We start from the raw sequence: 13,616 nt of genomic DNA, 5'->3' as shown, positions 1-13,616 counted from the left end.
AACAAAGGGAGTTATGTAATCAAGAACCTCTGAACCCAGCCGTCCCGCAATACGCATTTTTTCAATTTCTTGCGGTGTTTTTATCGATACCGTCATTATTGTCTTATTGATTATTCAGTGATAGCTATTGAAAATAGCTGCGATTTCTAAGAATTTAAAATAACCTCTGATTATCCTGCTTCAACGTTGTCTATTATAAACGTTCACATTTACCTTGCGCCAATTGCGTGTCATCAAATTGTTCGACTAATTTTTGCATCTGCTCTTTAATCCGATGCGTTGGATTATGAATTACAATTTTTTTGAGTATAACGCTACGGTCTTCTATCTTAGCATTTGTAATTCCTTTTTTTTCAATCTCTCTGAATTGTTTCAGCGCATCCTTTTGATCATAAAACATGCCGAGCGAAATGGCATTCTCCCATTTGCTGTCATCTTTTACACGAAAACTGACAATACCAAGATTTCGTAATTTGTTAATCTCGCGATTAGCCGCTTCTTTATTCGGAAATCGTGGAATATATAGCCAATACATAATGGTATCTACGGATTCTTCCTGACTATAAAACAAATCCGGAAATAATTCTGCAAGCACCTTTTCAGCATACCGTATTTGCTCTTCATAAAAATTACCCCATACCAGACAATCCTCATGCGCTGGCACCAATATTATTTTTTCAGGATTAACTAATACCGGCGCACTGGTTGCATTTTGCTCAGCAAATTGAAGCCGTATGCCAATCTGATAGGCTATATTAATAATCAGTAAAATAATAAAGATTATTTTCATTGAAAAATAAAATATTAAATGATGGAGATTAACTTAATTTTGTTGTTAACGGTCTTGTGCCTTGCTAAAATATACCGTTAATTCTCAAACCTACCAACTTTTGATTGCCTTTTAAACGGAATAGAAATATGAAAATGATTAAGAATATGGTAATGCTCGCAGCACTCACAATGACTGCACCGCTCGCAGCCGAAACAACAGACACCGCGAATACTGCTCCGGCAACTGTTGCAGAAATCGCATCTGGCGTATGTGCAGGCTGCCACAGTGCCGATGGCAACAGTGTCATTCCGATGAATCCTATTTTGGCTGGACAACAAGCTGAATATATCACCAAGCAGTTGATGGATTTTAAAGCAACTGAAAGTGCTCCAGCGAAACGTAACAGTCCTATCATGTCTTCGATGGTCGCCGCACTTTCGCCGGAAGACATGAAACAACTGGGTGCCTACTACGCCAAACAAAAAACAGCTCCAAGTCAAGTTGCTGTTGAAGATCAGAAACTACTTGAGACTGGAAAACTCATTTATCATGGCGGCAGTATCGCAAATGGCGTTCCCGCTTGTGCAAGCTGTCATGGCCCCAATGGATCCGGTATTCCACCGCGCTATCCTGCAATTGCTGGACAACATGCCGAATACACGTTGACACAATTGCAGTTGTTTAGTGCGGGCGATCGTGCAAATGATAAGGATGTTATGCAACAAGTGATTACTCGCTTGAACGGATATGAAAAACGAGCCGTTTCAGCTTATATTTCCACGATGCGTTAGACCTTTAACAAACGCTGATTTGGTTAGGTGAAAAGGCGGCATTTGCCGCCTTTTTTATTAGCTGCACGCCAGTCAGCGCTACTCAGACTAATTTTCTTACCAGTTTTTAAATATTTTCTCTGCAGCTGACAAGGTTTTCTCTAACTCATTATCGCTATGCATTGACGATACGAAGCCAGCTTCAAATGCCGATGGTGCAAAATAGACTCCTTCGTCTAACATCGCATGAAAGAACCGATTAAAAGCTTCCTTATCGCATTGCATCACTTCAGCAAAGCTAGTGGGAATATTCTTTCTAAAATACAGCCCAAACATACCGCCGACCGATTGCGCACAAAAATCTATACCATGATTACTTGCTGCCGCTGTCATACCGTCAACCAACTGCTGCGTCCTTTTTCCTAATTTCTCGTAAAACCCGGGCGCTTGCACTTGTTTTAGCGTAGCCAATCCAGCCGCAACTGCCACCGGATTACCGGAAAGCGTCCCTGCCTGATAAACCGGACCCAATGGCGCCAAGCATTGCATGATATCGCGGCGCCCGCCAAACGCAGCCATCGGCATACCACCACCAATCACTTTACCTAATGCAGTCAGATCGGGCTTAATCTGATAAAGCCCTTGCGCGCACCCAAGGCCGACACGGAATCCCGTCATGACTTCATCAAATATCAGAACACTGCCAGATTGCGTACACAACGTCCTTAATTTGGCAAGAAAATCCGCCTGGGGGGCAACCAGATTCATGTTGCCGGCAACCGGCTCAACGATCACTGCAGCAATTTCCTGCCCCCATTTGTTAAATGCTTCTTCAATGCCGGGTATGTCATTGTAATCCAGAACGATCGTATGCCCGGCGGTTTCAGCCGGTACACCGGCAGAACTCGGATTCCCGAAAGTTAATGCACCAGATCCCGCTTTAACCAGCAAAGAATCATCGTGACCATGATAGCAGCCTTCGAATTTAATGATTTTGCTTCTGCCGGTAAACCCGCGTGCCAGTCGAATCACGCTCATCCCCGCTTCCGTACCGGAGCTAACCAATCTGACTTGTTCGATGGAAGGAACCAACTGACAAATCAATTTTGCAATGTCCAGTTCTGCTTCCGTCGGCGCGCCAAAGGTTAAGCCATTTTGTGCTGCTAGCTGAACTGCTTTCACCACATCCGGATGCGCATGGCCAAGAATCAAGGGACCCCATGATCCCACATAATCGATGTACGATTTACCATCAGCATCCCAAAAATATGCACCTTCCCCGCGTTGAAAAAAAATAGGCTCGCCACCTACCGATTTAAAAGCGCGAACCGGAGAATTAACCCCGCCTGGAATATATTGCTGGGATTGCTCAAATAATTGATGATTGCGTGAAGTCATTTGGTTACTCTTGATGAAAATTATAAATAAAAACCAGTTATAAAGATGTTATTACGTTTCTGCAAATAATTGCGCATACTGTGCTGCTTTTACCTTAATGTTTTCGGATTGAAACAAATCATTACAAACGGCTATTGCGGCACATCCGCTTTGAATAACCTCTCTGGCATTAGTCAATCGAATGCCGCCAATCCCGACAATGGGAATAGTTATTTTCTGTTTGGTTTCACCGATTAAATTCACCGTGACAGAAACGGTATTGGGCTTAGTCAATGAAGGAAAGAAAGCACCAAAGGCAACATAATCCGCCCCTTCTTTTTCAGCCTGAAGCGCCAAATCCAGATTGTTATAGCAGGAAGCGCCGACAATTTTATTGCATCCCAATTGATTTCTTACATGTAATAGGGATGCGTCCTGCTGACCGACATGCAATCCGTCCGCATCAATCTCAATGACTAGGTCAAGGTAATCGTTGATAATCAAAGGAACTCTGTACGCTCTACACAACTGCAACAACAATCCGGCTTGCTCTCTCAACAAAACTTTGTTTGCTGATTTATTACGGTATTGTATGAGTTGCGCCCCGCCTTCCAATACTTGTCGCGTCTTATCAAGCAGATCAATTGTATTTTCAAGCTCTGGGGTAATCGCATACAACCCGTTAATTTTCGGGTTTCTCACTGGTCAACCCTTCATCCTCGTTTTCTATTTCTTCTATATCTTTAGCCCAGAAAAGTCTGTTCGGGATATATTGCCCCATTCCAGGACGAAACCCGGCTTGCAGCGTGTGCCAGGTGTAATCCTGCGCTTCAATGATGCTTTCGCTGACAGACAATCCATTGGCTAATGAAGCTGCTATCGCCGACGCCAAAGTACAACCCGATCCATGATAAGTATTCTCAAGTCTTTCCCATTCATCGGTGCGCACAATACCATCAGCCGCAAACAATGTATTTATCACGTACGCTGAATTTTCATGCGTGCCCGTTATTAAGACATATTCGCACCCCATTCGCAGCAATCTTTGTGCACAAAGACTTAAATCCAATTTGACTTCATTGGCGTCATTTTCTTGATGTGCAAGGTGCCTGGCTTCCAGACTGTTAGGGGTTAATATCGTAACTTGCGGCAATAATAATTCGCGCATCGCATCGATCATTTCTTCGTTTGCCAGCTCATCCCCGCGACCCGAGGTTAATATCGGGTCCATGACCAAAGGAATATGGGGATAATCCGAAATAATTTCTGCAATGGCAGCAATAATCTCAACGCTGCCTAATAAGCCAATCTTAAAGACATGAACAGGCATATCTTCCAATACCGCCCGCGCCTGATCAGCGACCCATTCAGGATCCAGCGGCATTACATCGTCGACACCGGCCGTATCCTGAACGGTTATAGCCGTTACAATTGATAATGGGTGGCACCCCATACTGGCAATGGTGAGGATATCAGCCTGTAGGCCTGCTCCACCACTGGGGTCATTGGCTGCAAAAGAAAGTACAATTGGGGGTGGCTGTAACATGCATTAATACCGTAAAATATCATTTTAACCTAAAAGGAAATTGCTATCTATCATGCCTACCGAAGAGAATCGTAATTACAATCGTTATATGTGTTTAATTTGCGGCTTTATTTACGATGAAGCCCTAGGATCTCCGGATGAAGGCATTGCACCGGGCACACGCTGGGAAGATGTGCCGATCAATTGGACCTGCCCGGAATGCGGTGCGCGTAAAGAAGATTTTGAGATGGTAAAAATATAAATGCGCATTCTGCATACCATGCTTCGAGTCGGCAATCTCGAAAAATCTCTTACGTTTTACACGCAAGTATTAGGTATGAAATTACTGCGCCGCAAAGATTATCCCGACGGTAAATTTACACTTGCATTTGTAGGTTATCAGGATGAAGCGAGCGGTACAGCCCTTGAACTGACCCACAATTGGGATACCCCGGCATACAACCTAGGGGAAGGCTTCGGCCACATTGCCATTGAAGTTGATGATGCGTATCAGGCCTGCGAAAATACCAAAAAACTGGGCGGAAAAGTAACACGCGAAGCAGGCCCGATGAAGCATGGCACAACGATTATTGCATTTGTGGAAGATCCCGACGGATACAAAATCGAATTTATTCAGAAGAAAACAGCCTGATGACACAAAACACCAGCGATTAGCGATTTAGCGATACGCTTCTTGCAGGCTATCCATGAAGTAAAAAAATAGTCGGTATCTTGTTGATATCCGGTAAAGAACGCTTCCATTCTTTAACGGATTTTGTGGCGACCAGCTCACTGGAAAAGGTAAGGTGGCTCGCAATACACAAATCCGTGCTGTCAGAACAGACATTAACCAACTGCTCCAGTAATTTCTGATTACGGTAAGGTGCCTCGATAAAAATCTGTGTTTGCTTCAGACTGATTGATAATTTCTCCAACTCCATTATTCTGCTTGCTCGCGCTGTACTCTCAACCGGCAAGTAGCCATGAAAGGCGAAGCGCTGACCATTTAAGCCCGATGCCATCAGTGCCAGCAATATGGATGAAGGTCCGACTAATGGCACGACCGTGATGCCATTTTTATGTGCCAATCTGACTAATTCTGCTCCAGGATCCGCCACTGCGGGACAACCTGCTTCCGACAATAATCCCACATCGTGTCCGGCCAATATTGGATCCAGCAATACCGACAGATCTTTTGGTGACGTATGCTCATTCAAGGTTTGCATGCTTAATTCTTGTATTGAATGCTTACAATCAATCTGTTTCAGAAAGTGCCTTGCCGTTTTAGGATGCTCAACAATGAAATGCGAAATTTCAGCGATGCACTGCTGAACCGCCGATGGCAATGCCCAAGCAATGTTTTCCTGACTGATAGGTGTTGGGATCAGGTAGAGTTTTCCGGTCATCAGAATACTGGTGATTTGAAGGCATGTAACATAAAGTCGAAGCTATACCCAGATTTCCTAGTGGAGAATTCTGGGTACACTCAGTATGAATTCCGGTATCGCGACATCGAAATGTACACCATCTTCAGCCGCCATCTGATAGCTTCCTTTCATAGATCCCACAGATGTTGGGATCACCGTTCCACTGGTATATTCAAAGCTATCACCCGGTTTAAGTAATGGCTGTTCCCCTACGACGCCTAGCCCGCGCACTTCCTGGGTGGTTCCATCCCCATTATTGATGATCCAGTGCCTGCTGATTAATTGACTGGTTACAGTTCCCGTATTCGCAATGGTTATCGTGTAAGCGAATACATGCCTTTCAGCCTCTTCATCGGATTGATCGGGTAGATATACCGTGCGGATATTGACATCAATTTCATATTTTTTTTCTTCAGTCATCATTCTATTCCATACATTTTTTGATAGTGTATCAAGAAATAGTATCAAGCGTATTAGTCAGGATAATTTATGCATTAATTTCCACTCTTTTACGCGCAATCCATCATTTACGGTTAAAATAACGGATTTGTTTATTGGGGGGTTTTCATGTACCGCATTGCACCGAGTATTTTATCAGCTAACTTCGCTAAACTAGGCGATGAAATCACCGCCGTTATTGAATCAGGCGCAGATATTGTTCATTTCGATGTCATGGACAATCATTATGTTCCTAATCTCACCATCGGCCCACTGGTATGCGAAGCCATTCGCCCCGTCACTGATGCAATCATTGATGTACACCTGATGGTTGAGCCGGTTGATCGCATCATTCCGGACTTCGCCAAAGCAGGCGCCAATATCATTTCGTTCCACCCTGAAGCATCCAATCATATTGATCGCACTATTGGTTTGATTAAAGAACAAGGTTGCAAAGCCGGTTTAGTGTTTAACCCAGCCACCCCCCTGCATTATCTGGATCATGTACTCGATAAACTGGATCTGGTTCTCATCATGTCGGTTAATCCTGGGTTCGGCGGACAAAAATTTATTCCTGAGGCATTGAACAAGTTACGTGCTGTCAGAAAACGTATTGACGCGAGCGGGAAAAACATCATGCTGGAGATTGATGGCGGTGTTAAAGTGGACAATATTGCTGAAATCGCCCGTGCCGGAGCGGATACCTTTGTTGCTGGATCAGCTATTTATTCAGCCGGTAAAGACACCGACCCGCATCGTTATGACACCGTTTTAGCAGCATTTCGCGCTGAATTAGCAAAAGTATAATTTTCTAACAATCCTATTTAGCTTATTGCTATTCCGTATATTCAAATGAATCATAGTCTTTCTGGCAACGAAAATGCCGCTGCAAAAAAAATAGAATTTCCGCTAGCGGTCAAAGTGATCATGATCGATCTGGACGGCACGCTGCTTAATACCGCCGACGATCTCGCATTATCTGCGAATCTGATGTTAAAAGATCTGGAGTTACCGGAGCAATCCACAGCAACGATCTGCTCATATATCGGCAAAGGCATACAAAAACTGGTCAAGCGCACATTGACCGGGCAACTGGATGGTGAACCCGATGCGGCCTTATTTGAAAAAGCACTGCCGATCTACGAGAAGCATTACGCCAATAATTTGAGTGTCAACACACGTCCCTATTCGGGCGTTCTCGAAGGTATTAAAGCCTTGCAACAGGCGGGATTTAAGCTAGCTTGCATCACCAACAAAGCGGAAGCATTTACCCTGCCTCTGTTGCGCGCAACCGGGCTATACGATCAATTTGAAATCGTATTGTCCGGTGACAGTCTACCCAGGAAAAAACCTGACCCGATGCCATTAACGCATATTTGTAAGCATTTTGATGCGCAACCGCACGAAGCCTTGCTCATTGGCGATTCACTGAATGACGCCATTGCCGCCAGAGCTGCCGGTTGTCATGTGTTCATTGTTCCTTATGGCTATAACGAAGGACGCGATGTTTACGAGTTGGATTGCGATGCGATTGTCGAATCATTGTTCGATGCATCCAAATTGGTTAAAAGACTGTCTTGAAAACTGAGATGACCGAAACCGAATTTAATGAGCTCGCACAACAAGGATATAACCGTATCCCAATCGTACTGGAAACTTTTGCGGATCTCGACACCCCTTTATCCATCTATCTAAAACTGGCCAACCAGCCCTATTCATATTTATTGGAATCCGTCAAAGGTGGAGAACGTTTCGGTCGATTCTCATTTATTGGTTTACCGGCAACTACACGGATTGAAGCCCGCGGCAATCAAGTTACCACGATCGTTGACGGCAAGTCTGAAACAATCTTAGTGGATGATACTCTGGCATTTGTCGAATCTTATCTGGCGCAATTCAAGGCAGCACCCTGCCCGGCTGGAAAATCCCGTTTCTGCGGCGGTTTGGTCGGTTATTTCTCGTACGATACCGTTCGCTACATCGAGCACAAACTGGCAGGCCATGCAAGACCGGATACGTTGGATACTCCAGATGTTTTGCTGTTACTGTCGGAAGAACTGGCCGTGGTGGATAATTTATCCGGAAAGTTATATCTGATCGTTTATGTCAATCCGGAAAATGAGAATGCCTACCAATCCGGGTGCAAGCGCTTAAAAACTTTATTGGGCAAGCTTCGTCAATCGATAAGTATTCCAATCGAGCAATCTGTTACTTCCGGCGCTGCGGTATCCGAATTTCCTGAAGCCGGTTTCAAAGCCGCAGTTGAGCGGGCAAAGCGCTATATCTATGATGGGGACATCATGCAAGTCGTTTTGTCCCAACGTACCAGTAAACCTTTCAATGCGTCTCCCCTGTCACTGTATCGTGCGCTTCGCAGCCTTAACCCTTCGCCCTACATGTTTTTCTATCATTTGGATGATTTTCATATTGTGGGCGCTTCTCCGGAAATATTGGTGCGCCTGGAAAGCGATACCGTTACTGTTCGTCCGATCGCAGGGACCCGGCCTCGTGGAAAGAACATAAAGGAAGATGCAGAATTGGCAGCAGATTTACTCGCCGACCCCAAAGAACTGGCGGAGCATGTCATGTTAATGGATTTAGGCCGCAACGATATTGGGCGTGTTGCGCAGACCGGAACGGTGGTTGTAACGGAAAAAATGCAAATAGAAAATTATTCGCATGTGATGCACATCGTATCCAATGTGGAAGGCAAGTTAAAACCTGAGCTGACCGCGATCGACGTGCTGCGCGCGACGTTTCCGGCAGGAACAGTCAGTGGCGCTCCTAAAGTACGCGCCATGGAAATCATCGACGAGCTGGAAATATCTAAGCGCGGTATTTATGCTGGTGCAGTAGGTTATCTGGGATTTAATGGCGATATGGATCTGGCGATTGCAATTCGTACCGGTGTTATCAAAGATGGTCAATTGCATGTACAGGCAGGTGCAGGAATTGTTGCCGATTCGATCCCGCAAAATGAATGGATCGAAACCCAGAATAAAGCCAAAGCATTGCTACGTGCTGCAGAAATTGCCGAGAACGGATTGGATAGTAAAATCTGAATCCCCACAGCCTTCTGTGGGGATTCAGCTAGTCTTGATTAGCAAGCATTCACGGGATTTCTTCTATTAAATGGCGATCCCAGAAAGAAATAAATCGTTTGCCGTAAGTCTCTTGTGTTTTCTTCCAGACTTCGTTTATTTGTGGATTTCTTGCCCAATTCTCAAATAATCTTTTCCAACCTTCATTATCTTTATGATTCCAAGTTTCTTCCAAATTCAAATCCAAGTAAACATTCTCCATTAGCTGAATCATTTCGCTACACATATAAAATACCGCGCGATTCGGCACACTTTCAAGGGAACGTAATTCATCAGCCAGTGACTCTAGATTCTTATCGGTACCTAACTGTTTCCAAATGTCCACTAATTGATCAGCATGTTGAATGAATTGTGCTTGATCTACTAACTGTGGCGTGTTGATTTCGTATAACTCTTCTGCAATCTTTACAAATTTATCTCCATCTTTGACTTTATCAAGCAGTCCTTCAGTAATTTCCTTCCCTAAACTTCGATAGCACTCAAATTGATCTTCTGCATAAAATTGATCGCCTGTAGTTTCGTGTGGAAAATCTGGATGGATAGCTTTATATTGTAAAATAGAAGTATTTTCACAACCATTCATCGATGCTTTTAAATAAATAAGATAGCCTGTATCCGGTCCGTCAATATTATCTTTTAGATACTTAATCTTCCCCACTGCCCAACGATCACGACTCCAACCAAGGTTATTTGGTGGTCGAATTCCCCTGGCATCAATGTCAATTTCAGCTATGCCATCTACTTTGCACATACGAATTAATGTTGCCAATCCTTCTAATTGCAGCTGGGGATCGCACTCACCATCGCTGATAATAATTACTTTACATTTTCGCTTAATCAATTCATAAGCAGCTAAGTTCTCAAAATGGCCACCATCGGAAACGGCAAGAAAATTTGATTTCTCATTAGCACAGCCGAACAATTCACTCAATATATACCCAAAACTAAACAAAGGTGATGGATTACGGCAGGCAGATTTGCTTGGATTGGGAAACCACCAACCAAGTCTAGCATTGAACAGAGTCATAAGAAAAGCAACCGGCGTTGAAGTATGATAACCACTATTGGGGCTGGCAGCAGCACCCGACACAGAAATACTTTGACCAAGTGTAGGTTGCGCTTCTTCTCCGCCGTATCTCTTAGTCGGCACATAACCAATAGTCATCATTTCAGTTCTATTTTGATTTTTAATTGAATAAGAACTGCCACTGCTTAGTGGTGTCAGTGTGAAAATACTACTGTGTCGAGTATGTAAGGATAAATCACTTGAGCCGCCAAGATTTAGCGCGCAATTGATGATGTGCAACGGTCCTCGCGGCACCTCCTTTTCATCTAGCAATTCAGCTAGTTTGATATCATCTTTAGCATCAAATCCAGTAAATGGATGTGGTTTACGACCTTCTTTCTGACGGCTTGCTCCTAAAAAACACCGTGTCAGTCGATGTCGATAAAAAGCATTAAGACTAAACTCATTAATATCAACACGCCAAGCAAAAACCGCCACTCCAAAGGCACAGATTACAAGAGCAATTGCAGTTTCTCCAAAACTACCAAATAAAATCAGACAATTAAAATCATAACAACGCACGCTATTTGAATAAGTACCAATTATTAGATGCAGGATTACCGATATAAGTGCAAACAAACCAATAATAAAAACGACCGGAGCAATCTTGGCAATGATCTCTTTAACTTTCGCACTTCCCCCCTTGTTACTTGTCCCGTTAGTATCAGCTGATTTTCCAGCATATAAGCCCGCCAATGTCGTTGTAATCCAAGTTGTATTCACAACAACAAAATGCCAAATGCCATCACTCGCATTGTATTTCTCGATTATCCAAGGACCCAGAAATATAAAGAAAACAACCACCATCCAAGTAAATCCATAAATGGCAAGCCAAGCACCAAAACGACTCCACCATTCTCTAAAATAATCAGTTGATGTCCGGCCCAGCATGCCGATTTGCAGAACAATACCGAATGAAAAGGTGCCAAGTATCGCTGGTGGCATAAAGGCAAATGCTAGGAATTTAGCATAATTATTCCCATCTAACTTCCAGCCCGCCACAACAAATAAAATAGCCGCAATAAGTAACAACGATACTGCGGTTGTTCCTATACCGATGAGCATCCCACTAATTATCTTTGTTGGAAATTTACGATTAACTATAGAAAAATATATATAGAGAAAGGACGATAAAAAAATCCAAGCAAATAATTCAATATTTTCTTTTCCCGTTAAAAAGATAATGTCTCCGAAACTTTTTATTTCTGCACCATCTATATACGCATCGCAGGAACTATGCTCCCAAAACCAAAAACTTGTTCTTATCGCACCTTCTATATAGCCATCGCACGAAATCTGCAACCAGAACCAGATTGTAAGTAAAAAGGTGCCCAGCATTAAAAAAATCACTATCCCCTGAATTGCCCCTTGTCCGATTAGTCTTTCAGGAAAAGAATTAGAATTATTATTATTATTGTTTAAACTATTCAGGCAGTAAATAATCCCAACAGAAGCAAGGAATAGTGGAAGAATTGGAATATAAATTGAATAAGAATTATGTTGCGAGGCCCAATCAAATAATTCAATCACTTCTCTCATTACCAATAATAAGCAAGCTATGGATAATATGATCATGATCTGAATCAGGAGCGTATTCCGTAACCATACAGTCACCATAGACCATGTGTCGGCACTTAATAAACCCATCTTTGGTGATAAGTAGTTAGAATAACGGCGAAGATAAGCAATCGAATCTCTCCATTGCATCCCTTCATCAGTTTTTTTCTCTTTCTCTTCTAACTCCTTCTCTACCGTTTCTCCCTTTTCTTCCTCTTCTCCTGTTTTTCCTTTTAGCCAGTTTTTATTTCTATGACAATTGGCGCTTAACCAAGCACCGATATATCCTCCCCCAGATACAGTGGATAAATAATCGACTTTTTTGAGCAATTTCTTTTCATTTAGTGCTTCCAGCACACCAAGACCAAAAGTGGCACTACGAATACCACCGCCGGATATTGCAAGACCAATTAAAGCTTCCGGTTCGGCTTCTGCATTGTCGATTTCTTGAGGGATCTTATGCCTACGACGTGCTTGAACAAATCTTTTTTCTTGTTCAAATACTTCTTTGAATTCTATGCGCATTGATATCTCCTTACATTAATCTTTATGATCTGATGGATTTTGACTTTGTTCAGTTTTAATTTATCAATAATAAATCTCGAAACAAATTCATTGTTTTTTTAAGAAAAAAGCGACAAAAATATTTGTCTCGCTTACTTCTCAGACTTTCTATCTATTGCCATCACATTACTATGAATATGCTTACATAAATTCTTTATCCAGAAAGTATTTTATTTTAAAAAGAAATGAAATTCTGTGACAAAACACACACATCAACCATGTTGATGTGTTCACAAGTGCAGAACGCGATCCTCATAAGTGAGTTTTATTAGTTCCATTGATGGATTAAAGAGAAGTTCTCAACAAAATTTGATAGCTAATGTGATAAATATCATAGTTCTTTATGACTTGTCATCATAAAATAATAAACGAATAATACCGTGGGAACAAAGTATTGAGATATCAAAAGTGTTACATGAAATGCAGGATGAATATCTTAATAACCTCAATGCAGACGCTTTAGAAGTCGCTTGCATTGTGGCCATGGATAGGCCTGAAAAAGAATTGACTGTTTTTGGCTCGTACTGTAAGGAAAAGGATCTGTTAGGGAAGGGATTAGAAATTCTTGCAAAAACAATAGAGAAAAAATTTAGATTCAAAGAAATGAAATTGCTGCAGAAAACAGGCGAATCCCAAGCTAAAACTTCTTCGTCATTTGTGGTTTTTGATCAAAGACAACCACAAGATATTAAAAGGCTACAAAACAAATTAAATATTATCACTAATGCCGGCATTAGCGAGGATGGCATTTATGGTCCAAAAACTTCAGCAGCAATTCTAAGGAAACGCTGAATAACTCATCGCGCAGTAGAGATCAAGCCGAGTGATCATGTAATATTGCGATAATTTGCCCAATTTTGACCTGAATCGCATCATTTTTTGCATTATTACCCTCATTTCTTGTTTTCAAGGCGCAACTAGGCTGCCTGTTCTGCATAGCCACCGGCGAGCCAACAGCAAATTGGCAAGCCCGAACAGCGAGAACATCTGAGCGGTATTTTTGACCAATCCCTTGTAGC

General features: G+C 42.6%; 14 protein-coding genes and 2 pseudogenes. 7 read left to right on the top strand and 9 right to left on the bottom strand.

The features are described 5' to 3' along the window. Nucleotides 1–96, bottom strand: a pseudogene (locus QZ942_RS04510) (type I methionyl aminopeptidase); the annotation flags it as partial. Nucleotides 97–193: 97 nt separating this feature from the next. Beyond that, entirely contained in the window at nucleotides 194–790 is a 597-nt protein-coding gene (locus tag QZ942_RS04505) for an SPOR domain-containing protein (RefSeq protein ID WP_292993497.1), read from the bottom strand. Nucleotides 791–918: 128 nt separating this feature from the next. Here QZ942_RS04505 and QZ942_RS04500 point away from each other — a divergent pair, with 128 nt between their 5' ends. Beyond that, nucleotides 919–1,563 carry a c-type cytochrome gene (locus tag QZ942_RS04500; protein WP_292993496.1) on the top strand — a complete coding sequence of 215 codons (645 nt, stop codon included), beginning with the start codon at nucleotides 919–921 and terminating at the stop codon, nucleotides 1,561–1,563. 96 nt (nucleotides 1,564–1,659) lie between these two features. Here QZ942_RS04500 and hemL read toward each other — a convergent pair whose 3' ends face one another. From hemL to thiD, 3 genes are read right to left on the bottom strand one after another with little or no spacing between them, the layout of a single operon-like run. Beyond that, a complete protein-coding gene (gene hemL / locus QZ942_RS04495) occupies nucleotides 1,660–2,940 on the bottom strand; it encodes a glutamate-1-semialdehyde 2,1-aminomutase (protein ID WP_292993495.1) in 1,281 nt (426 codons plus the stop codon). 51 nt (nucleotides 2,941–2,991) lie between these two features. Then, a complete protein-coding gene (gene thiE, locus QZ942_RS04490) occupies nucleotides 2,992–3,621 on the bottom strand; it encodes a thiamine phosphate synthase (protein ID WP_292993494.1) in 630 nt (209 codons plus the stop codon). Beyond that, nucleotides 3,602–4,465 (bottom strand): bifunctional hydroxymethylpyrimidine kinase/phosphomethylpyrimidine kinase, encoded by an 864-nt coding sequence (thiD, locus tag QZ942_RS04485; protein WP_292993493.1) that lies wholly within the window; start codon nucleotides 4,463–4,465, stop codon nucleotides 3,602–3,604. The genes thiE and thiD overlap by 20 nt, the downstream gene beginning before the upstream one ends. A 52-nt stretch (nucleotides 4,466–4,517) precedes the next feature. Here thiD and QZ942_RS04480 point away from each other — a divergent pair, with 52 nt between their 5' ends. Both QZ942_RS04480 and gloA read left to right on the top strand, forming a co-directional pair. Continuing rightward, nucleotides 4,518–4,706 carry a rubredoxin gene (locus tag QZ942_RS04480; protein ID WP_013965782.1) on the top strand — a complete coding sequence of 63 codons (189 nt, stop codon included), beginning with the start codon at nucleotides 4,518–4,520 and terminating at the stop codon, nucleotides 4,704–4,706. Further along, entirely contained in the window at nucleotides 4,707–5,096 is a 390-nt protein-coding gene (gene gloA, locus QZ942_RS04475) for a lactoylglutathione lyase (RefSeq protein WP_292993492.1), read from the top strand. A gap of 49 nt (nucleotides 5,097–5,145) precedes the next feature. Here gloA and QZ942_RS04470 read toward each other — a convergent pair whose 3' ends face one another. Further along, on the bottom strand, nucleotides 5,146–5,850 hold the full coding sequence (locus QZ942_RS04470) for an SAM-dependent methyltransferase (protein ID WP_292993491.1): 705 nt from the start codon (nucleotides 5,848–5,850) through the stop codon (nucleotides 5,146–5,148). 57 nt (nucleotides 5,851–5,907) lie between these two features. Further along, the gene (apaG, locus tag QZ942_RS04465) at nucleotides 5,908–6,291 is read right to left on the bottom strand and encodes a Co2+/Mg2+ efflux protein ApaG (RefSeq protein ID WP_292993490.1); all 384 of its coding nucleotides are present in this window, start codon (nucleotides 6,289–6,291) and stop codon (nucleotides 5,908–5,910) included. Nucleotides 6,292–6,438: 147 nt separating this feature from the next. On the opposite strand from apaG, the gene rpe reads away from it, so the two are divergent. Genes rpe through trpE form a run of 3 tightly spaced genes read left to right on the top strand, consistent with a single transcriptional unit; the run spans nucleotide 6,439 to nucleotide 9,371 of the window. Next, a complete protein-coding gene (gene rpe, locus QZ942_RS04460) occupies nucleotides 6,439–7,116 on the top strand; it encodes a ribulose-phosphate 3-epimerase (RefSeq protein WP_292993489.1) in 678 nt (225 codons plus the stop codon). Between the two features lie 45 nt (nucleotides 7,117–7,161). Continuing rightward, nucleotides 7,162–7,890, top strand: a complete 729-nt coding sequence (locus QZ942_RS04455; protein ID WP_292993488.1) for a phosphoglycolate phosphatase — start codon at nucleotides 7,162–7,164, stop codon at nucleotides 7,888–7,890. Between the two features lie 8 nt (nucleotides 7,891–7,898). Then, nucleotides 7,899–9,371, top strand: coding sequence for an anthranilate synthase component I (trpE, locus tag QZ942_RS04450; protein ID WP_292993487.1), 1,473 nt, complete (start codon nucleotides 7,899–7,901; stop codon nucleotides 9,369–9,371). Nucleotides 9,372–9,420: 49 nt separating this feature from the next. On the opposite strand, the gene QZ942_RS04445 is transcribed toward trpE, so the two are convergent. After that, nucleotides 9,421–12,558 (bottom strand): patatin-like phospholipase family protein, encoded by a 3,138-nt coding sequence (locus QZ942_RS04445; protein ID WP_292993486.1) that lies wholly within the window; start codon nucleotides 12,556–12,558, stop codon nucleotides 9,421–9,423. A gap of 447 nt (nucleotides 12,559–13,005) precedes the next feature. Here QZ942_RS04445 and QZ942_RS04440 point away from each other — a divergent pair, with 447 nt between their 5' ends. After that, a complete protein-coding gene (locus QZ942_RS04440; protein ID WP_292993485.1) occupies nucleotides 13,006–13,389 on the top strand; it encodes a hypothetical protein in 384 nt (127 codons plus the stop codon). A 114-nt stretch (nucleotides 13,390–13,503) separates the two neighbouring features. On the opposite strand, the pseudogene QZ942_RS04435 reads toward QZ942_RS04440, so the two are convergent. After that, nucleotides 13,504–13,616 (bottom strand): annotated as a pseudogene (locus QZ942_RS04435) (IS5/IS1182 family transposase); the annotation flags it as partial.

Origin of the sequence: Nitrosomonas sp. (assembly GCF_021731985.1) — a bacterium.
In the GTDB taxonomy this organism is placed as follows: domain Bacteria; phylum Pseudomonadota; class Gammaproteobacteria; order Burkholderiales; family Nitrosomonadaceae; genus Nitrosomonas.
This window is presented reverse-complemented; position numbering and strand designations above follow the sequence as displayed.